This window comes from Nocardia sp. NPDC101769 (assembly GCF_044766925.1).
In the GTDB taxonomy this organism is placed as follows: domain Bacteria; phylum Actinomycetota; class Actinomycetes; order Mycobacteriales; family Mycobacteriaceae; genus Nocardia.
Genome location: NZ_JBIWMX010000016.1, coordinates 100,870 through 121,175 on the forward strand (window position 1 = coordinate 100,870; position 20,306 = coordinate 121,175).

Genomic DNA, 20,306 nt, shown 5'->3' on the forward strand with positions numbered 1-20,306 from the left:
GGCGGCCTTCTGCGCCAACTACGCTCAGCCGCAGTAGCGTTCGGTCAGCGGATGCCGGGGGTCGCCGGGTCGGTTCCCACGCAGCCGAGGACGAAGCAGCCCGGCGGCCAGTCGCCGAACGGCGGATACAGCGGCTTGCCGAGGCATTCCAGAATGCCGCAGCCCGGGTAGGCCATCGGGCCGAGGCCCAGAGCGGACAGCGTGGCGTCGGGGTTCATGAACATCGGGTCGGTGAGGCTGGTGTCCGGCCGCGGTACGTACGGACCCGGGTCGGGCAGGCTCGGGGTCCGGAACGCGGTGGTGAGCCCGCGCAGCACGTCGTGCGGAAAGCTCACCGCGCCACCGGGAACCGTGATGCCGGTCCAGCTGACCAGCAGGCCCAGGCTGGGGACGATGAAGTTGTCCTGGCGCATCATCCCTGCCATCTGGATGGCGTCCTTGGGCAGTCCAGGGAACAGGTCCTCGCAGTCCGGGCCGTTGACGGTGATCAGGAAGCCGTAGCAGGGATTGACGTCGTTCGGCCTCGTGGCCTGGGTCAGGTAGCCCGCGGAGATCAGCTGCCGGCCATGCCAATTGCCGCGATTCACCAGCAGCAGCCCGAGTTTGGCGTAGTCGTCGGGCGGCAGCACCAGGTGGGCGTGCCCGTAGGTGTTGCCGCTGCGGTCCCGCGCCCAGAGATAGTCGGACGTCTCGATGCCCAACGGGTCGAAGAGGTTTCGCTGCGCGTAGGCCTGGAAGTCCTCGCCCACGGCCCGCTGGACGACATAGACCAGCAGGTCCACGGCCCGCTGACTGTACTGCCAGGTCTCGCCCTGCGGATGCTCGATGGGCATGGCCAGCGCCTGCGCCACCACGTTCGGGTCCAGCCGGGCCAGCCCGGTGATGCCCTCGGAGGCGATGGCGACCTCCATGCCGGAGGTCTCGGTCAGCAGGCTGCGCACGGTGATCGCGCGATGTTCGGCATCGCCGAGCCCGGCGGGGAGGTAGACATCGATCGGATCGTCCACGCGCAGTTTGTGTTCGTCCACGGCGATCCCGGCCACCAGCGACACCACGCTCTTGGTGCCGCTCCACAGATTCCAGGCGACGCCGCCAGCGCGTTGATTGCTGGGCCCACCCCCGATCAGGCAGTTGTCGCGGAACACCTGGACGGTGAATCGGGTCGGGTCGGAGGCGAAGTCCACCGCCTGCCGTAGTGCGGCCGAATCCAGTCCCACCTCTTCGGGTGTCGCGGTCTCGGGCTGCCGACCCGAGCTGACCTCGCAGTGCCGCAGGCCATCCGGCTCGGCGCGGCCGGCCGGCCCGGCGATCAATGCCAGGGCGGCCGCCAGCGCCGCCACCACGATGCCTGTCACGATTCGCGCCATTCGCCCTCCGCTCCCGATCGGTCGTGAAGCTTCATCGGAGAGCCCTTGGGGCCGTTATCTTTTCGAGACCCGCGACTTTCTGGGGCGATAGTTCTGGGGGGTCAACCGTGCCGGTGACTCAGCGGGCGTCGACCGTGGCGAAGGCGGCCCAGATCAGCGGGGAATGCTGGATCTCGCCGGTGCTGCGCCAGGCAGCCAGGTGCGCACGCTGCCACGCGTTGAGAGCGGCGACGGGATCGGGCGATTCGTGGGCGGCGTCGATGGCGCACACCGCCTCCTGGAAGGGGTGCGTGGTGGTGGGCGTGCCCGCGAAGCGATGGAACGCGAGATCGGTGGGCAATGGCCAACGTCCGGCCGTCACCACATCCGCGCCGCCGGTGAGCATGGCCGCGACCAGGCCGAGGGGCTCGGCGAACCGGAGGTCGCCGCCGCTCTCACAGGCGATCAGGGCAACCCGGCTCGGGATCGGCCAGATCTCGGGCCCGGTGCGGGGCACCGCCTCGCCGTGCCCATTGCGAGGCACCGCCTCGTGCCCATTGCGAGGCACTGCCTCGCCGTACCCATTGCCCGAATAGTCGTGGCCCGCACCGTCCGTGAGTGCGTACGTGCCGAGCAGCAGGTCGCGGGCCGAGAGCGGCCGGTGGTCGCGGTAGGCCGGTGCGCAGCCCGGGCTGGCGGCAGTACAGGACAGATGCAGGGTGGCCGATTCACTGCGGCCGGATTCGGGGGCCGCGGCGGTGACGTGACCGACGTACAGCAGGCGTGCCGCGCCCGCGTGCAGGGTGCGGCTCAGCCAGGCCCGGTCCAGATCGGTGCGGCGGAACGCCGCGAGGGGATCGCCGACGGGCGGGCTCAGCCGATCGGCGGCGGCATGCGTGGCGACCAGGGCGGCGAGCGGCGCGTCCGCGGCCATCCGGCCGAGCACCGATCCCAGTGCGGAGTCGGCGCGAAAGCCCGGCACCCGCGGATCCAGGATGGCGACCACCGGCAGGGTCCGGGTCTCCGCCCACGACCGCGTCACCCGGGCGGGCGCGTGCACGATGCCGGCGGGCGCGAGCACGCTCACGTCGGCGATCTCCACCAGCCGCACGTCCGGATCGGGGGCGATGAGCTCCCACGGCACCTGCGCGGTGCGCGGCGAGGGCTGGATGCGGATACGCGGCCGGATGCCCTGCGAATGGAGCTCGTGGAGGCGCACCGCCAGGTTGTAGTGCAGGAAGGTCGACGAGAGGTATTGGGCCAGCGCGTTTTCCGCCGAGTAGGAGGCCAGTTCACCGGTGGTGAGCGCGGATTCGAGGCCGCCGGCCACGCCGGGCGCGGGCAGGGCCGCCGCGAACCGGGCCACGGCCGCCTCGACCTGTTCCTCCGGCACCACGCCGACGCCGCCGCGCGCGCTCTCGTCGGTCCAGCGCCAGGTCACGTAGAGGTCGCCCGCATCGGCCATGCGGATGCAGACGGTGGGTGTCATGCGGGTATCACCCGCTCGGAGCGGACACGACGGCCGTAGCGCTGTTCGGCGGCGTCCAGCCAGGCGGACAGGGCGATATGCCCGTCCGGCGGAACGGAAACCCGCGGCGGCGGGCTGACGGGCAGGCCCGCACCGGTCGCCACCGCGGCGAGTGCGGTACCGAGTTGCAGTGCGTCCTGGACGGCGGCGGCCGATTCCGAGGGCGGTTCGAAGGGCTGGAGCAGATCGAGCGGCGCGGGTGGTTCCGCCGGCAGCTTGCTGATATCCAAGATGGCTCCCGCACAGTGATTTTCGATGAGGTCGGCGACCAGTCGCGCATCACCGGCCAGATAGGAGTAGCGGAAGGCGAGCCGCAGCGCGGGATTCACGATGCGCCGGTGCCACGAATCGCGCTGTGCTCCGTCGGGGAGCTCGTAGCGGACGGCATCGAGCGCCAGCGCCGCCGGAATCGCCAGATCCACTGCCCGCGTCAGCAATCCGGGCACCTGCGTGACGAGCGGCTCCAGTAGCTCTGCATACCAGTAGTCGAGCTGGGCACAGTGCAGGCCGAGGCCGCGGACCGCGTAGACAGCCCGCGCGGCGGCCAGTTCGGACTTCCCATCCTCGAACTGTCCCGAGGCAAATGCGCTGGTGGCCAGTCGAATTCGGACATCCGCAGCGTCGATCACGGCCTGCGATTCCTCGAAACGCCGCAGCGCCTCGCGGTAGCGAGACCGGGCGGTCTCCTGCTGTCCGCGCTGCTCGGCGATGAGCCCCATGACCTTGAGCCCGATTCCGGCCCGGTGTGCGACCCCGGCCACCTCGAAGTACTCCTGCGCGGCGGCGAGCAGCGGTTCCGCGTCATCGAACGACCCGGTGCGCGCGTACATCAGCGCCAGTCTCTGCCGTGTCTCGGCGACCCCGGCGATGTCGTCGACCGCTTCGAAGGCGGCCAGGGCCTGTCCTGCGAAATCCTGTGCCAGCTCCCACTGGCCGGTCTCGAAATGCACGGCGGCCAGGTTCATCAGCGGCTGCCCGGCCTGCTCGGGCTGCCCGAAACGCCGTGCCGCTTCCAGTGATTCGCCCGCCAGGTCCAGCGCCCGCCACCACTGCTGCCGACGCATCGCGACCGCTGTCAAGGACACCAGGCAGGCCAGCCGCAGATCCCCCGGCGCGTCCTCCCGGCCCAGCGCGGTCCGAGCCTGTTCCAGAGCCTGCTGCGCCCCGTCCAGATCCCCGAGATTCTGCAATGCCTGCGACAACCCGATCAACGCGCCCGGATACCCCCGCGGCGCGTCGGAGGACATCTCTTCCAGCGCTTCAACGAACCGCTCCACCGCCGTCGCGTGGTCTCCCAGCCGGTCGGTCACCATCGCCATGTCCACCAGGGCGCACAGCCGTAGATCCCCGGTTTCGGCCTCGACGGCTCGCTCGAAAATCCGCACCGCCTCCCGCAATTCGCCGCGGGCGAACGCCTCGGCTCCCGCGCGGAGCAGGGGGCTCTCCGCGTTCATGGTCTCGTCAGCGGTCGGGGCCGGTGCCTCCGACTGTTCGGCTGTGTCGCCGCCCGAGTCATCCTTCGGCATGTCAGAAGTCCGAATCCCCCGCTGCGGCCGCGATTTCGGCGAGCAATGGCGCGAACGGGCCGGAATCGCCGATGCCCGGTTCGGCCGCCGTGCGGAGCCGCTCGGCCGCGAAGTCGCGGATCCGGCGGCGCAGGGCGGCCGCGGAATCCGCAGCGGGTTCCCCGGCCGATCCCGGGTCGGCCTCCGGATCCGGTCCGAAACCGGGGACGTGGATGGCGACACGGACGGCGGAAGCCGGTGCGGACAGCGCGAATTCGCCGATCCAGGAGTCGTCGGCGGCACGCAGTTCGGTGCCGAGCTCGCCACGGCCGGTATCGATGGTTGCCCAGGGCCGCAGGTGGGCCGGAACCGCATCGGGCAGGCCCGGGTGCGCCGCCACCGCGATGGCCACGCTGGTCGCTCCGGCTTCGCGGACGAGTTGCCAGGACACCGCGGATTCGGAGGCGTCGACCAGCCCGGGCGGGCAGCGGCGCCAGTCCCACCCGCCGGTGCCGCGAGCCAGCACCAGGGTGCCGCCGGGCCGGGCCTCGTCACCGGCCGCGAGGGCGTAATCCGAAGCGCGCAGGAATGTTTCGAGGTAGGCGGAAACCCGCGGGGCGAGCGCGTCCGCGCCGTCCACCAGGAGTTCGCACTCCTCGGTCAGCAGGGCGATATCGCGGTCGAGCAGCGCCGGGTCGAGGTCGGCGATGCCGTCCAGGGTGGACGCCGGCCACCACCGGGATGCCCAGTGCGCGTATGCGAGTCGGCGGGCGCTGGCGGCCTGGGACTGGAGCACGGGAGCGGCGGGCACGTCGACCGGGCGCTCGTCCGCGGCGACCGCCGGTGCCGGCTGATCGTCTGCGGTCGCCACCGGCCCGCCCGGCCGGACGGAGTCGAGGGCCAGGGCTGCGGATTCGCCGTAGAGCGCCCACACCCATTCCTGCGCGGCATCCACATTGTCGATCAGGGCCGCCGGAAGTTCTTGTCCGGCAAGCACACTCCAGATGAGGTGGCCGCCGACGACCTCGAGCACCATGGTGTCGGGCCCAGGGGCGGTGTGCAGGGCGGCCGGGTCGCCGACCGGGACTATGCCACGCAACCCGTCGGGGTAGCGATGGATCGTGACCGCCGAGTTCGTCATCCCACTCTCGATTCCCGATCGCCGGGCTCGGCCGCCGCGCCGGCGGCCAGGGCCCGTTTCACCCGCATCCGGTGATCCAGGATCACCGAACGGGCCACCCCGTCCAGCAGATCCCAGAGCTCGTCCGCGGCGTACACGGGGAACTCACGCACGTCCCGCCCGTGCAGTCGCGCCCATAATCTGCGCAGGTAGGAACGCCACGGCACGCGCAGATCCGCCGCTATCGCCCCCAGTGGACCGTCGATCGCATCCACCCGCACCGCCATTCGCCGCGCCTGCAACACATAGGCCTCGCGCTGCCATCGTCCATTGATCAACCGCGCCGCGGCACCGCCGCCCCCGATCGCACCGGGCGCCGTATAGCGGGCGCTGGCCGATTCGGCCGCGCCACCCGTCTCATCCACCGAGCGGGCGGGGCTCTGAGCTCCGGTCGATCCCACGGGTTTGCCGGTCGGGCCCGCCGCCGACCCGCCGATCCGCGCGGACTCCTCCGGAGCAGCGCTCGATGGTGCGCCCGGCCGGGTCAGACCGGCTGCGGCACTGGTCAATCCAGCGACGACGCCCGTCACCCCGGCCGCGGTACCCGCCAGCCCGGTCGAACCGCCGAGCAACCCGGCGGGGGTACCGAGCAGCCCGGCGGCCGTGCCGGTCAGGCCGACGGCCGCGCCCAGCAGACCGGTGGCCGCACCGCCCAGGGTGACAGTAGATCTGGGGGTGGGGGCGGCGTCGCCGTCCGGGTCGTAGCCGATGGGAAGCGCTGCGCCGAGGGGGCGGAGGTTGACCGCCAGGGTGGCACCGGCGGCAGCGGCCACCCGGAGGGATTCGTCCAGCAGCGCCCAGGGGGCGCAGGCGCGGGCGATTTCGGCGGCGACCAGTTCGGGGATCGCAGGCAGGTCGGACCGTTCGCTGGATGCTTGCAGAACGGTGAAGATGCGCTCGTGGATGGTGCGGTCCAGGGGCAGGCCGAGAGTGGCGGTGGAGGCCGAGAAGCCGACCTCGGGCGGGAGCGGAAGGGGGTACAGGGTGAGGCCGAATTCCTGTGCGGTGCAGCCTATTTCATTGAGCCACAACCGGATTCCGGTGTGGGTGCCCACTGATGCGTCGATGACGGCGTCGAGATCGGCGGGGCCACCGGCGCCGTCGAGTCTGGTTGCGGCGCAGTCCTCCAGGAGTCCGGCCAGCAGCTCGGAGTGGTCGGGCACCTCGGTCAGCGGGCGCCGCCGCCAGGCGGTCCGGATCAGTCCGGTCAGCTCGCCGACCCGGGCCGGTTCGGACAGGTACTCCTTGAGCGCCTGGGTGGTGCGGCCGGCGGCGAGTCCGTGGATCTCGCGCAGCGCGGCTTCCGCGGCGGCCCGGTCGCCGACCGGGTCCGGCACGCCCGAGACGGTGGCGAGTTCGAAACAGCGCTGGAAGTACAGGTCCTGGGCATTGCCCTCGGTGATCCGCAGCGCGCGGCGCGTCTGCTTGAGCAGTGTGAACCAGACCGCGGTGGCGCGCAGGACATCGGCGGCGGCGTGAATCCGGGTGGCCAGCAACACCGCTCCGTCGGCGGAGAGCATCGAGCCCGCGCACTGCGGGTGCTGAACCGGGCGGATGACCAGCGGATCCAGGATCAGTTTGACGGTCCGCCGCAGGGGTCCACCGTGCGGTCCGCTCAAGGGTTCGACGCCGTCGAGGCGGCGCCACACCTCATCCAGCACCATGGCCCGCGGTCGTCGCATTCGCCCAGGTTAGCCCAGTGTCACCGGCTTTCGCGTGCCGGAAGTTGGGATCGGTAGGCCGGGTGCCGATTTCTACGGTTCTGGCATCGGTTCCACCACGGAGCCACCATCCCGAGAACGAGGAATGACCATGAACTCCAAGCCCGTCCGCCTGACCACCGCCGTCCTCGCCGCCACCGCCGCGGCGGCCCTGCTGGTCACCGGCTGCTCCAGCAACTCGAGCAGCTCCAAGTCCAGCTCGACCACCGCCGCCCCCGCGGCCACCTCCGCCGCGGCCACTTCGGCTCCGGGCTCCGCGGCCCCCGCCGGCGGCGCGTCGTCGGCCTCGGTCGACGGCAAGGCGATCACGGCCAAGTTCGAGACCACCTGCGCCAAGCAGGCCGGCAACCTGGCGCTGGCACTGACCGACAGCGGCAACTCCACCTACGGCACGCTCAGCGCGAGCGCCACCATCACCGGCGACACCACCGTGCAGGCGGTCGGCATCACCGGCACCAAGGGCGGCGACAACGGACAGCCGTACGCGCTCGGCTTCGGCAACGGTATGCCGGGCGGCAACGCCAAGGTCACCAAGAGCGGCAACACCTTCACCGTCACCGGCGAGGGCGTCGGCACCCCCGACCTGTCCAACCCGATGGCCGGCCCGAAGACCGAGAAGTTCGAGATCGTCTTCGCCTGCAGCACCATCGTCGGCGGCTGAGCCGGTCCGTCCACCGGCCCCCGAAGCGGGGCCCCGTTGTCCCCGCTCGTGCCGCCGGGCATGAGCGGGCTCTTCTCCCCACCTCTCTGATCCGGAAAGCTCATGAAGAACCAAATCCGCTACGCAGCACTCGCCCTCGGCGTCCTGGCCATCGGCTACTACGTGTGGCACGGCCTCACCTCCGTCAGCGTCTTCGGCTGGGTCGGCCCGCAGATGGCCCTGCCGATCATCGCCCTGACCATCGTCCCCATCGCCTTCGCCTTCACCGGCGACGGCATCATGTCGGCCTTCACCGGCAACAACAGCTCCCAGTTCCGCAATGGCATGGTGGGCCTGGGCACCATCGAGGGTGTGCGCCAGACCGGCGTCTACCTCAACGAGCAGCCGCAGGTGCGCATCGACTTCCGGGTCGAGGGCGCCGACGGCAAGGTCTTCGCCTCGCACGCCAAGATGATCGTGCCGCTGACCCAGCTGGCGCTGCTGCGGCCCGGCGTGGTGCTGCCGGTCCGCTACCTGCCCGACCGACTCGAGAAGGTCGAGGTGGACCTGTCCGGCGATACCTCCGCGGCACAGGAGGCCATGAACGCGGCCAACATCCGCAAGGGCTTCACCACCCCCGCCAAGATCGATATCGCCCGGCGTGGCATCGCGGCCCAGGCCGTGGTGCGGTCGCTGTCGGTGCCCGGGGAGATCCGCGACGGCCACTCGCGGCTGGATCTGATGCTGGTGGTCACCCGCCCGGACGGCAGCAGCTTCGAGGCGCGCACCGAGAAGTTCCTGCCTCCGGCGGCGGTCTCGATGGTCCAGGTCGGCCGCGTGGTGAACGTCCACTACCTGCCCGAGAACGAGCAGGAGGTGGTGCTGTCGCTACCGGTCAACACCGCCAACTGACTGTGGTATCCGAAAAGCAAACTGACAGTCGTATCCGAAAAGCACAGAGCCGCAGGCCCATCGGGCTGCGGCTCTTCGTCATGCCGGGGTTCTTGTCGTATCCCGTCAGGGACGTTCGTAGAAACCGTCGATCCGGCCCCGGGCGTGCGCCCTGGCAGCCGCGAGTACCACCCGCGGCTTGGCCGACTCGGGAGCGCCGCCGCCGGGGATGGTGACCCGTTCTGTCAGCGCGAAGACCTGGAAGACGTACCGGTGCGGCCCGTGTCCCGGGACCGGCCCCGGACCGATGTATCCGCGCCCCCAGCTCGATCGCAGCACCTCGACACCGTCGATTGTGGAGCCGGGAGCCAGTGCGCCACTGGGCAGTTCACCGATCTTCGGATCGAGCATTGCGAGCGCGTGCACGAAAGGACCGCCGAACGGCGCGTCCTGATCCTCCACCACCAGCAGCAGCTGCGCGGTGTCCGCAGGGACTCCCGACCAGGCCAGCGCGGGCGACAGGTCCTGTCCCCCGACCCGTTTCATGGCGTGCCGGACATCGAGCGCCGCCTCGTGCTCGAAATCCGAGCTGGTCACCTCGAAGACGTCACCCGCTGCCAGATTCGGCCGGCACCAGGCCAGGTCCTCGGGCGCGGCGCGCCGGTTCCGCAGCAGTCTGCCGATGATCGCCATTCCGTTCTCCTTCGGCGGATAGAGCTCTTCAGAGCTTGCGGGCGTCCGCGGACAGCAGCAGCGGCTCGGCGAAGCGCCAGATCTGCTCGGCGGCATCGAATTCCAGCGACACCGCCGAGCCCGGGCTGCCGGCCCAGCGTTCCGGCACGGGTGTGCCGGGCCAGGTGTGGCCGCCCCCGAAGACCGTCCACTCCGATACCACGGTGCCGCCTACGCCCTGGCTCACCGTGGTGCGGGTCGATTGGTCGGTGGTGACGGTCTCGCCGGGCCCGGCGCAGCCGTCCAGCTCGCGCCAGTAACGCGCCGATTCCGCCAATCCCCTGGTGCCGCCCCGTGATTCGCCGTTCGGACCGAGATGGCGCGAGTAGCCGCCGGTGATCGGCACCACCGGATCGGCGTCGCCGTTGATGAGCATGGCCGACACCGCGTGCCCGGGCCGGATCGCGGTCAGCGCCTCGGGCAGCCCGCCCGCGACGGCGGCGAACACCGCCACCCGTTCGCCGGCCTCGAGGGCCATCCGGTGGGACATGAACGCCCCGTTGGAGATGCCGGTGACGACCGCGCGATCGTCCTGGGTACCGAATTGCTCAGCGCACCAGTCGATCACGGCCCGCAGGAAGGCGACATCGTCCACGCCCGCCTCATCCGCCGTGGTGACCCCGCGACCGTCGGCCCAGCAGCCTCCCCACCCGTCCGGGTAGACGACCCCGATCCCCCACTCGTCGGCGTGCCGGGCGAAGCTGGTCCAGTCGTACATCAGCCGCTCGGTCGTCGTCGCGCCCTGGTTTCCGTGCAGCGCCAGCACCAGTGGCGCGTGCTTCCGCTGCGGTGGGCGGACACCGAAGGTCCGGCGCAATCCATCGACGCTCAGTTCGCCTTCGACCAGTTCAGCGGCCACGGTCGTCCCTCCTAGCGGTAGTTCCCGGAAATCGCACCCCACTCTAGGCGGCCGTTCCGGCGGTGACCGCCGGCCGCGAATCACTCGAAGGCGTAGTGCGCCTCATCGATGACGGCCTCGAATCCGATGGCGCGGTAGATCTTGTTCGAGGTCGGATTGTCGATGTCGGCGTACAGGCAGACCTCGGCCCCGGTCTCGCGCAGCCGCCGGGAAACCTCCGCGACCAGTGCCGAGGCGTAGCCGTGGCCGCGTGCGGCCCGGGGCGTGAAGACCGGCCCGATCCGGCCCCAGCCGCCGACCGGGACCTGGTGCGCCGTCAGGGACACCGGCTGCCCGTCGTCCTCCCACAGCCACAAGCGTCCGGCCTCGATACGGGCGCGGATTCCCTTCTCGCTCATGGCCAGGTGCGCATCGTCCAATTCGCGGGCCATCTCGGCGAGCCAGCGCCCGCTGATCTCGATATCGGCCGCGGTGGCGGGCCGGGCCCAGCCCGGGGGCGCGAGCGGCGGGCGCATCGGCCCGAGCCGGTACAGCCGCGCACCGTGGTCCGCGTGATAGGCCCTGCCGCGCAGCGCACTCCACGCCGCCGCGAACGGTCCGGCCACAGCCTCGGTGCCGTGCACGTCGTCGATCTGCGGCAGGAGCTCGGCGAACCGGGTCACCAGGAGCGGCACCGCATCGATCGGCAACTGCCCCAACCACACTCCGCGCCCGGCGCTCCGCATGGCGACGCCCACAACGTCATCCGTGTGCACCGATGCGAAATAGGAGGGCTCACGGGCGATGGTGGGACCGGCGATTTCATGGACGAGGACGGTCGACATCACCGTGTGTCGCAAGGGATCACGCCCGAGAAACCCGGCCACCCGCCGCTGGAATTCCGCCGGATCGCTCGTCATCTCCACCCGCACCGGCCCAACCTAACGCGACGATCCGCCAGATCACACACGAATCGCCCGGTGATCACAGAATTCCCCGAAACGATCTTCCATCGGCGAGGTCGGCCCGGCTGTCCGAGCCGGGCCCGGCTCGACGGACTCGAACAACGTGCCGCCGGGGTCGCGGTGCGCTGTGCCTCGGGCCGGGTCTACTGCCCGGTGAGGTCGAGGCGGAAGCGGGTGGGGGTGGTGGCGGTGTTCGCGCGGAAGAACTTGGTGAAGTTGGCCGGGTCGTCGAAGCCGAGGCGGCGGGCGCATTCGGCGGTGGTGACCGGCTCGTGGGCGAGCAGGCGTTTGGCTTCGAGGGTGACACGGGCGTTCATGTACTGCTTGGCGGTGGCGCCGGTGGCCGATTGCACGGCGCGCGAGAGGGTGCGCGGCGAGTAGCCGAGTTGGGCCGCGTACCAGGCGACTTCGCGGGTTTCGGCGTGGTACCGCTCGGCCAGGCGGGCAAAACGGCCGAAGAGGTCGGTGGGGTCGGGCAGGGCGGGCAGGCCCGCGGCCAGCCGGAGCGTCACCGCGCTGAGCAGGTGGTGCAGGATGGCCGTATTCGGCGGATCGACAGCGTATTCGCTGGTCAGGTGTTCGAAGGCGGAGTCGGTCAAGGGATTCGCGGTTACCACCGGCGGTGTGGCCGGGGACGGCAGGTGCCCGAGGGCCGCGGCGGGCACCAGTTCCGGGCGGCACAGGATGAGATCGCCCTTCAGCTCGGCGATGTCATCCCAGCGGTGGGTCCAGCCGGGGCGGATCCAGGCGACGGTGTCCGCGGCCAGGTCGTGCGCGACGAAATCGATGGTCGTGCGCCCGCTTCCGGCGGTGCAGCGGGCCAGGACGTGGAAGTCGCCGCGGATCACCTCGTGTCCGGCGGCCACCGGCATCCGGCGCAACTGGTCGAAGGTCAGCAGTTCGAGACCGGTGGGGGAACCGGCCGTCGGCGCGTACCGCAATGTCCGGATGGGCTGTCCAATTTTGACCATGAGCGGTGCCGAATCTACCGGTCCGGCCCGGGTTTCGGGCCCATACCGCCGAGCCTGGCCCCGACGTCCGGGGTTGTCTGCCATCGTGGGTATCCGGAATGGTCGGTCGCCGATGATCATTCACATCCCCGTCAAGATTGTTCTCCCCCAGAGGAGTCCGCGATGGCACCGCTCATCGTTCTGGTCGTCGTCTCCGGTCTGGCCCGCCTGGCCGGGTGGCTCGATATCACCGATTGGCTGAACTCCTGGCCACACGCCGCCCGGATCGGCCTGGCCGCCATGTTCGCGCTGACCGCGTCGGCGCACTTCCTCCAGCCCCGCCGCGACGGCCTGATCGCCATGGTTCCGCCGCGCCTGCGCAATCCGGCGGGCCTGGTGACCCTGACCGGTGTCCTCGAATTGGCCGGAGCCATCGGCCTGCTCATCCCATGGGCCGCGCCCCTGGCGGCCGTCTGCTTGGCCGTCATGCTGGTCTTCCTGTTCCCGGCCAACGTCCGGGCAGCTCGCGCCGATCTCGGCATCAAGTCGATGCCGCTGCCGCTGCGGGGCCTGGTGCAGGTGGTCTTCATCGCCGCGCTGGTTCTGGCGGCGTTCTGAAAGGTATTCCCGGCCGGTCTATTTGATGGCGATCGGACTGATCGGGGTACCCACCGCACCCGGAATCCGCAGGGCGGGCGCGCACAGCAGGAAGTCGTGGACGCCGTCCTCGGCGCAGTCGCGAGACAGGGCTTCGAGATCCCAGATCTCGCCCAGCGGCAGCCCCATGTCGCGCAGCGCGAGCATGTGCAGCGGCATCATGACGCCGTCCTCGGGGCGCATGACCTCGACGGCCGGATTGTCCACCGCGACCGCGGCGATGTCGTGCTCGTGCAGCCATTCCGCGCAGCGCCAGCTCAGGCCGGGACTGGCGCCGAACCATTCGGCGGGCCTGCGGGTTTCGAGGAAGCGGGTCCACCAGCCGGTGCGCACCAGCAGGATGTCCCCGGGGCGCAGCTCGACGTCCTGCGCGTCCGCCGTCGCCTGCAGGTCCCGCGGCGTGACGATGGTCCCGGCCTCGAGCCGATCCAGGTGGTGGTGCCGGGCCACGTCCAGCAGCACGCCGCGGCCCACCACGCCGCCGCGCTCGGCGACGTGTTCGATGCCGAGCTTGGCGGCGCCGAAGCTGGTGACGGCCGCGGCCGGAAAGCCGTTGTAGAGCAGGCCGTCGTAGTACACGTGGGAGAGCGCGTCCCACTGCGTGGCCGTCTGCAGCGGCATCATGATGTAGTCGTCGTTGTAGCGCATCGGGCCGGCGGCGTACATGCCCGCCACCTGCGCCTCGTTCCGGCCACCCCAGCCGTCCAGGACGGTCGCGAGGTCGGCATCGCCGCCGTCCACGGCCATGAGGTGGATGGGGTTGCGCCGGAAGCCGCTCGAGCCCTGCGGGCCGTAGGCGTCGAACGGGATGCCCAGCTGGATGGTGCGGCCAGCGCGCGCCCGGGTGGCGGCATAGGCGATACGGTCCGGGGTCAGCAGGTTCAGGGTGCCGAGCTGGTCGTCGTCGCCCCAGCGGCCCCAGTTGCGGACGCGCTCAGCGACTTTGCGCCATTCTTCGGTCACGGGCACCTCCACTGCGACGGGTGATTCGATCTTCGCGCGGCGCGGCCGGACCTGTCGAGGATCGGTCCCGGCCGCCGGTCTGGTTGGATGGGCGCAGTGACCAGCGTTCCCTTCCGTTTGATCGGCGACCAGCGTATGGACCGGGTGATGCCGGCCTGGGCCGAACACTATCCGCAGTTCGACACGGTGGTCGGCTACTCGGATCTGGGGTGCGCGTTCCTGATGAGCAGCCGGACCGGCGAGTACGGGATCCTCGATCCGTACAGCCCCGGCGTGAAGCCCTACGGCGTCTTCACCGAGATCACCGAGTTCGTCAGCCGGGTCCTGTTCGATCCGAACGTCATCACCTATGTCCTCCAGCCGGGGCACGTCGCGGAGATCCGCCGGCGCCTGGGCCCCCTCGCCGACGACGAGGTCTACATCGCCACCCCGTACCCGTTCCTGGGCGGATCGGAGACACCGGACGCGTATCAGAAGGGCGGCGTCTGGGTGTTCTTCGATCTGGTGGCGCAGGCCCACGGGATGGAGTGACGGCCGGCTTCGACGACACCACCACCGAGGTCGCGGCGCGCCAATCGTGCTCGAGCGCCCGTCCGGGGTGCGTTGCGGACGGTATGGTCGGGGCGTTGCCCACCGAAAGGGAGTGATGGCCATGCCGATTCGTCGCAGGTTCGCAGCCGCGGTCCGGCAGGCCGCACTGGCCGCGGGCACGGTGAGCGCATGTGCCGCGTTGACCGCCACCCTGACCGTGACGGCGACGCCGGCCGCGGCCGACAGCAGTGATCTCGGGCGGCCGAATGGGATCGAATTGCTCAATGGCGCATGGTCTTTCGACAAGGCCGCGGAGTCGGTCGGCTTCACCTACACCACGGTCGATCAGCGGGAGAATCCGGCCCGGGCCGGCGCGGCGCTGTATCTGCCGTCCGGGCTGCCGCCGGAGGGCGGCTGGCCGCTGGTGGTGTGGGCGCACGGCACGACCGGGATCGGCAATGACTGCGCGCCCTCGCATCGGCCGCAGTCGGATCGAAATCGCAGCTATTTCAACCAGATTCTGGACCAGGGCTACGCCGTGCTGGCTCCCGACTATCAGGGTCTGGGCACCGGCGGCAATTTCAGCTATTACAACGCCGCGGTCGAGGGCCGCTCCATTCTCGACTCGATCACGGCGGTCCGTGGTCTGCCCGTCCCACTGTCGGCGCACTGGGTGCTCATCGGCCAGTCCGAGGGCGCGCACGCCGTCATGAGCGCGGCCGCGCTGTACGCCCGGAACCCGTCCGCCGTCGGGGGACTCACCGGCGTGATCGCCACCGGCCTGCGCACGAATCCGGCCAAGAGCCTGCGTGAGATGTTCCGCCGCGGCTCGACCGGCTCCGAGAACCAGGTCGGCTACGCGGGCTACTATCTCGCCGCGCTGGAGGAACTGGCGCCCGGCACCGTCACCCCGTACCTGTCGGACTTCGGCAGGCAGTACGTGGAAAAGGCTGCCACCGAATGCCTTTCGGATCTGGTGGCCGCCGCCGAGGGCCGCCGTCCCGAGGCGCTCGTCGCCGATCCCGACAACCCCACCCCGACCTTCGAGGCCGACATCAGATCGCTGGTCTCCTACCAGGAGGACCTGGTCCCCGCCGACCTGATGATCGGCTACGGCACCGCCGATATCGACGTACCTCCGGCCGACACCCCCGCGTACGGTCCCGCCCTCCAGGCTCACAACCCCTGGGTGCACGTCACCGTCACGGCCTACCCCGGCAAGGACCACAGCGGCGCGTTTCTCGCCTCCCTGCCCGACGCCCTCACCTTCCTGCAATCCCATCTCCCCTGACCCCGATGTCACTCCTCGGGCTCCCGCTTCGTCATTCAGGTAAGAGCACAGCAAACCTGAAAGGACGTGGCTCCCATGAACCTCGCGTACCACATCGTCGGTGTCGTCTCGGCCCTCTGGATCGGCTTCTCCGGCTACTCCCTGTTCACCGAGCAGCAGTTCGTCGTGGATCCGCTGATCGACTACGGCGTCCCGCGCACCTGGTGGAACTGGCTGGCCCTGGCCAAATCGGCCGGTGCGCTGGGCCTGGTGGCCGGTTTCTTCCTCCCGCCCCTCGGCATCGCGGCCGCCATCGGCCTGATCCTCTACTTCACCGGCGCCGCGGCCACCACCATCCGCGCCCACTCCTACAAGACCACCCCCTTCCCCCTTCTGTACCTGGCCCCCGCCGCCGCCACGCTGGCCCTGCAACTGGCCCGGTGAGCCGCGGCCGGTGCTAGCGTCGGCCCATGCCGAGCCGACGCGATCTGCAACATGCCATGGTCACAACATTTCAGCGGAGGGTGGGCAACCCGATCCTGGGCCGCCTACCCATCCAAACCCTGCTGGAGACCACCGGCCGGGTCAGCGGCCGCCCCCGCCTCACCCCGATCGGCGGCCGGCGCTCCGGCGCGTCCTTCTGGCTGGTCTCCGAATTCGGCACCCGCTCCCAGTACATCCGCAATATCGAAGCCGACCCCCGCGTCCGCCTCCGCCTCCACGGCCGCTGGTACACCGGCACCGCCCACCTCCTACCCGACGACGACCCCATCGCCCGGCTGCGCACCCTCCCGAGGGCCAACAGCGCAGCCGTACGAGTGATGGGCACCGACCTCCTGACCGTCCGCATCGACCTGGATTGAGGCGCCGAATCAGCCCTCCCACAGGGGAATTCGAATGTTCTTGTCGCGGGCGACCGATTCGGCTTCCGGGTATCCGGCGTCCACGTGGCGCAGCACACCGGTGGCCGGGTCGTTGGTGAGGACCCGGTCGATCTTCTGGGCGGCCAGCGGGGTGCCGTCGGCGACCGTGACCTGACCGGCGTGGATGGAGCGGCCGATGCCGACGCCGCCGCCGTGGTGGATGGAGACCCAGCTCGCGCCCGACGCGGTGTTGACCAGGGCGTTGAGCAGTGGCCAGTCCGCGATGGCGTCGGAGCCGTCGGCCATGGATTCGGTTTCGCGGTACGGCGAGGCGACCGAGCCGCAGTCGAGGTGATCGCGTCCGATCACGATGGGAGCCGCGACCCGACCGCCGGCGACCAGCTCGTTGAACCGGAGTCCGGCGGACCGTCGTTCGCCGTACCCGAGCCAGCAGATGCGGGCGGGCAGGCCCTGGAACGCGACCCGGTCCCGCGCCAGGCGGATCCAGCGGGCGAGGGACTCGTTCTCGGGGAACAGCTCGAGGATGGCGCGGTCGGTGGTGGCGATATCGGCCGGGTCTCCGGACAGGGCCACCCAGCGGAACGGGCCCTTGCCCGCACAGAAGAGGGGGCGGATGTAGGCGGGCACGAAGCCCGGGAAGTCGAAGGCGCGCTCGTACCCGGCCAGCTTCGCCTCGCCGCGAATGGAATTGCCGTAGTCGAAGACCTCCGCGCCGCGGTCCAGGAAGCCGACCATGGCGCCGACGTGGATGGCCATGGAATCCCGGGCGCGGCGGGTGAATTCGTCGGGCTTGCGGCCCGCGTAGTCGTCCCAGTCCTCCAGTGCGACACCGATCGGCAGGTAGGTCAGCGGGTCGTGGGCCGAGGTCTGATCGGTGACGATGTCCGCCTCGACCTCGCGGCGCAGCAGTTCCGGCAGTACCTCGGCGGCATTGCCGATGAGCCCCACCGACAGTGGCCGCCGTTCGGCCTTGGCGGCGAGCACCCGGTCCAGGGCGTCGTCGATGTCGTCGGCGATCTCGTCCAGATACCGGGTCTCGACCCGCCGGCGGGCATGCCGCGGATTGCATTCGACGCACAGCGCCACGCCGCCGTTCATGGTGACGGCCAGCGGTTGCGCCCCGCCCATACCGCCCAGACCCGCGGTGAGCGTGAGGGTTCCGGCGAGGGTGCCGCCGAATCGCTTGGCGGCCACCGCCGCGAAGGTCTCGTAGGTGCCCTGCAGGATCCCCTGGGTGCCGATATAGATCCACGACCCGGCCGTCATCTGCCCGTACATGGTCAGCCCGGCCGCCTCCAGCCTGCGGAACTCCGGCCAGTTCGCCCAGTCCGGAACAAGATTCGAGTTGGCGATGAGCACGCGCGGCGCCCACTCGTGGGTGCGCAGCACGCCGACCGGCCGGCCGGACTGGACCAGCAGGGTCTCGTCCTCGCGCAGATCGAGCAGGGTCCGCGCGATGGCGTCGAAGCTGGGCCAGTCCCGGGCCGCCCGGCCGGTCCCGCCGTAGACGACGAGATCCTGCGGCCGCTCGGCCACCTCGGGATCCAGATTGTTGTGCAGCATGCGCCACGCCGCTTCGGTCTGCCAGGTGCGGGCGGTGAGCGTGGCGCCGCGGGCGGCCCGGACGGTTCGGGTCATGACGAAACCCCCTTGTCGAGAAGGTGATCCGCCGCACCCGACCGCACCAGGTCGGCCACGGCGGCGATATCCGGTGCGAGGTGGCGGTCGGGCCCGGGTCCCGGCACCCGTGCCCGCACCAGATCCCGCAGCGCCGCGGTCACCGGCGCGGGCCGCAGGGGTGCGCGGAGGTCCAATGCCCGTGCGGCGGTGAGCAATTCGATTGTGAGCACGGTTGTCAGCCCGTCCACCGCGCGCCGCAGCTTGCGGGCCGCGGTCCAGCCCATGGACACGTGGTCCTCCTGCATGGCGCTGGAGGGTATGGAATCCACCGAGGCCGGTACCGCCCACCGCTTCAGCTCCGTCACCACCCCGGCCTGGGTGTACTGGGCGATCATGTAGCCGGAGTCCACACCCGGATCGGCGGCCAGGAACGCGGGCAGCCCGTGGGATCGGTGCACGTCCAGCATGCGGTCGGTGCGGCGTTCGGCGATGCCGGCCACGTCGGCGACCGCGATGGCCAGGAAGTCCAGCACGTAGCCGACGGGCGCGCCGTGGAAGTTCCCGTTGGACTCCACGCGGCCGTCGGCGAGCACCACGGGATTGTCGATGGCGGACCGCAATTCGCGTGCGGCGACGGTCTCGGCGTAGTCCAGGGTGTCCCGCGCCGCGCCGTGCACCTGCGGCGCGCACCGCAGCGAATACGCGTCCTGTACACGCGGGCAGTCCTCACCCCGGTGACTGGCCACGATCTCGGACCCGGCCAGCGCCGCCCGCATGCGCGCCGCCGACACCGCCTGCCCGGGATGCGGGCGCAGCTCCTGCAGATCCGCCGCGAACACCCGGTCGGTGCCCAGCTGCGCCTCCACGCTCATGGCCGCGGTCAGATCCGCCAGATCGAACAGCCGTCGCAGGTCCTCGATGGCCAGCACCAGCATGCCCAGCATGCCCTCGGTGCCATTGGTGAGGGCCAGGCCCTCCTTCTCCGCCAAGGTGATCGGCGTCAGCCCGTGTTCGGCCAGTGCGGGCCCGATCGGGCGCGGCCCGCCGGCACCGAGCACCGACCCCTCCCCCATGAGCGCCAGCGCCACCGCCGCCAGCGGGGCCAGATCGCCCGAGCAGCCCAGCGAACCATATTCCGGCACAACCGGAATCAGCCCGCTGTCGAGCAGTCCGGCCAGCGCCAGCGCGGTCTCGGGCCGCACCCCGGTGTGCCCGGACAGCAGGGTTCGCAAGCGCAGCAGCATCATGGCCCGCACCACCTCCGCCTCGACCGGCGCACCGGCCCCGGCGGCGTGCGAGCGAATCAGCGAGCGTTGCAGGTCGGTTCGCCGATCCGGCGGTATGTGCCGCAGCGCCAGCGCCCCGAACCCGGTGGACACCCCGTAGACCGGCCGATCACTGTGTGCCAGCGCGTCGATGTGCCGACGCACCCGGGCCAGCTCCGTCAGCGCTTCCGCGTCCAATTCCACCCGCGCCCCGTGCCGGGCCACGGCCACCACGGCCGCCCGCGTCAGGGGTCCCGCTCCCACCGGTACCCGTTCGGCTCCGATTCGAGTCATGGGCACCATTCCAGCGCTTCCGGGCGCGGAGATCGAGCACCCGCGAGCCGGTTTCGCGGGCTTTTTCCGACGCCTGGCAGGTTGCCGATGAGCTGCGCGATTCCCTCTGGCGAGCGCCGCGGATTGTTACGATCGGCGGGGGGAGAAGCTGGGGTTTGCGCGTGGCCTGGGCGCCGGCACCCTGGACATGTCGGTGCTGCCAGCGGAGCGCCGCCGGTTCCTGGCGACGTTGGGCCGCCGTCTGACCGGTCAAGCTCTGGAACGTCGTGATCCGCAGCGGCGGTATCCGATCTTGTTGACCGTGCTGGCGCAGTCGGCCGCCGATGTGCTCGATGAGGTGGTGGCGCTGTTCGACCAGGCGCTGTCGGCGAAGTTCAGTGCCGCCGAGAACCGGATGCGCGAGGAACTGGCCGAATGCGGCAAGACAGGAGAAGACCGCCGAGCGCTGCTGGATGAACTGCTGGCGATCGTCACCGACCCGCAGATCTGTGACGAGGAGATCGGCGGCTGGCACCGGGTCTGATTG

General features: G+C 70.6%; 19 protein-coding genes and 1 pseudogene. 8 read left to right on the forward strand and 12 right to left on the reverse strand.

Features of this window, described 5'->3' with window-relative positions; all coding sequences use genetic code 11:
* Positions 1-44 precede the first annotated feature (44 nt).
* From ACIRRA_RS24495 to ACIRRA_RS24515, 5 genes are all read right to left on the reverse strand, one after another.
* Positions 45-1,367, reverse strand: a complete 1,323-nt coding sequence (locus ACIRRA_RS24495; protein ID WP_402772207.1) for a serine hydrolase domain-containing protein — start codon at positions 1,365-1,367, stop codon at positions 45-47.
* Between the two features lie 118 nt (positions 1,368-1,485).
* Positions 1,486-2,835 carry a hypothetical protein gene (locus ACIRRA_RS24500; RefSeq protein WP_402772210.1) on the reverse strand — a complete coding sequence of 450 codons (1,350 nt, stop codon included), beginning with the start codon at positions 2,833-2,835 and terminating at the stop codon, positions 1,486-1,488.
* Entirely contained in the window at positions 2,832-4,400 is a 1,569-nt protein-coding gene (locus tag ACIRRA_RS24505; RefSeq protein ID WP_402772213.1) for a tetratricopeptide repeat protein, read from the reverse strand. The genes ACIRRA_RS24500 and ACIRRA_RS24505 overlap by 4 nt, the downstream gene beginning before the upstream one ends.
* Position 4,401: 1 nt before the next feature.
* Positions 4,402-5,520 (reverse strand): hypothetical protein, encoded by a 1,119-nt coding sequence (locus ACIRRA_RS24510; protein WP_402772216.1) that lies wholly within the window; start codon positions 5,518-5,520, stop codon positions 4,402-4,404.
* Positions 5,517-7,241 (reverse strand): hypothetical protein, encoded by a 1,725-nt coding sequence (locus ACIRRA_RS24515; RefSeq protein WP_402772219.1) that lies wholly within the window; start codon positions 7,239-7,241, stop codon positions 5,517-5,519. Before ACIRRA_RS24515 ends, ACIRRA_RS24510 begins: the two co-directional genes overlap by 4 nt.
* A gap of 130 nt (positions 7,242-7,371) precedes the next feature.
* On the opposite strand from ACIRRA_RS24515, the gene ACIRRA_RS24520 reads away from it, so the two are divergent.
* The gene (locus ACIRRA_RS24520; protein WP_402772222.1) at positions 7,372-7,941 is read left to right on the forward strand and encodes a lipoprotein LpqH; all 570 of its coding nucleotides are present in this window, start codon (positions 7,372-7,374) and stop codon (positions 7,939-7,941) included.
* A gap of 102 nt (positions 7,942-8,043) precedes the next feature.
* Entirely contained in the window at positions 8,044-8,832 is a 789-nt protein-coding gene (locus tag ACIRRA_RS24525) for a hypothetical protein (RefSeq protein WP_402772225.1), read from the forward strand.
* Between the two features lie 105 nt (positions 8,833-8,937).
* On the opposite strand, the gene ACIRRA_RS24530 is transcribed toward ACIRRA_RS24525, so the two are convergent.
* The 4 genes from ACIRRA_RS24530 to ACIRRA_RS24545 form a co-directional block, all read right to left on the reverse strand.
* On the reverse strand, positions 8,938-9,504 hold the full coding sequence (locus ACIRRA_RS24530) for a YbhB/YbcL family Raf kinase inhibitor-like protein (protein ID WP_402772228.1): 567 nt from the start codon (positions 9,502-9,504) through the stop codon (positions 8,938-8,940).
* A 28-nt stretch (positions 9,505-9,532) separates the two neighbouring features.
* Positions 9,533-10,402, reverse strand: a complete 870-nt coding sequence (locus tag ACIRRA_RS24535; protein WP_402772231.1) for an alpha/beta hydrolase family esterase — start codon at positions 10,400-10,402, stop codon at positions 9,533-9,535.
* Between the two features lie 80 nt (positions 10,403-10,482).
* Positions 10,483-11,301, reverse strand: a complete 819-nt coding sequence (locus ACIRRA_RS24540; protein WP_402772234.1) for a GNAT family N-acetyltransferase — start codon at positions 11,299-11,301, stop codon at positions 10,483-10,485.
* A gap of 188 nt (positions 11,302-11,489) precedes the next feature.
* The gene (locus tag ACIRRA_RS24545; protein WP_402772236.1) at positions 11,490-12,317 is read right to left on the reverse strand and encodes a helix-turn-helix domain-containing protein; all 828 of its coding nucleotides are present in this window, start codon (positions 12,315-12,317) and stop codon (positions 11,490-11,492) included.
* 162 nt (positions 12,318-12,479) lie between these two features.
* Between ACIRRA_RS24545 and ACIRRA_RS24550 the strand changes: the two genes are divergently transcribed.
* Positions 12,480-12,914 (forward strand): DoxX family protein, encoded by a 435-nt coding sequence (locus tag ACIRRA_RS24550; RefSeq protein WP_402772239.1) that lies wholly within the window; start codon positions 12,480-12,482, stop codon positions 12,912-12,914.
* Between the two features lie 18 nt (positions 12,915-12,932).
* Here ACIRRA_RS24550 and ACIRRA_RS24555 read toward each other — a convergent pair whose 3' ends face one another.
* Positions 12,933-13,922 (reverse strand): cyclase family protein, encoded by a 990-nt coding sequence (locus tag ACIRRA_RS24555; protein WP_402772242.1) that lies wholly within the window; start codon positions 13,920-13,922, stop codon positions 12,933-12,935.
* Positions 13,923-14,012: 90 nt separating this feature from the next.
* Here ACIRRA_RS24555 and ACIRRA_RS24560 point away from each other — a divergent pair, with 90 nt between their 5' ends.
* From ACIRRA_RS24560 to ACIRRA_RS24575, 4 genes are all read left to right on the forward strand, one after another.
* On the forward strand, positions 14,013-14,447 hold the full coding sequence (locus ACIRRA_RS24560; RefSeq protein WP_354835595.1) for a T6SS immunity protein Tdi1 domain-containing protein: 435 nt from the start codon (positions 14,013-14,015) through the stop codon (positions 14,445-14,447).
* Positions 14,448-14,568: 121 nt separating this feature from the next.
* Positions 14,569-15,738: an alpha/beta hydrolase family protein gene (locus ACIRRA_RS24565; protein ID WP_402772245.1), complete on the forward strand. Its 1,170-nt coding sequence runs from the start codon at positions 14,569-14,571 to the stop codon at positions 15,736-15,738.
* Between the two features lie 75 nt (positions 15,739-15,813).
* Positions 15,814-16,161 (forward strand): DoxX family protein, encoded by a 348-nt coding sequence (locus ACIRRA_RS24570; protein ID WP_354835600.1) that lies wholly within the window; start codon positions 15,814-15,816, stop codon positions 16,159-16,161.
* Positions 16,162-16,187: 26 nt separating this feature from the next.
* A complete protein-coding gene (locus ACIRRA_RS24575) occupies positions 16,188-16,580 on the forward strand; it encodes a nitroreductase/quinone reductase family protein (RefSeq protein ID WP_402772248.1) in 393 nt (130 codons plus the stop codon).
* Between the two features lie 9 nt (positions 16,581-16,589).
* On the opposite strand, the gene hutU is transcribed toward ACIRRA_RS24575, so the two are convergent.
* Together hutU and hutH are read right to left on the reverse strand one after the other, a co-directional pair.
* Positions 16,590-18,239: a urocanate hydratase gene (gene hutU, locus ACIRRA_RS24580; RefSeq protein WP_402772251.1), complete on the reverse strand. Its 1,650-nt coding sequence runs from the start codon at positions 18,237-18,239 to the stop codon at positions 16,590-16,592.
* Positions 18,236-19,780, reverse strand: coding sequence for a histidine ammonia-lyase (hutH, locus tag ACIRRA_RS24585; protein WP_402772254.1), 1,545 nt, complete (start codon positions 19,778-19,780; stop codon positions 18,236-18,238). The genes hutU and hutH overlap by 4 nt, the downstream gene beginning before the upstream one ends.
* 139 nt (positions 19,781-19,919) lie before the next feature.
* Here hutH and ACIRRA_RS24590 point away from each other — a divergent pair.
* A pseudogene (locus ACIRRA_RS24590) lies at positions 19,920-20,288 on the forward strand (Tn3 family transposase); the annotation flags it as partial.
* Between the last annotated feature and the right edge of the window lie 18 nt (positions 20,289-20,306).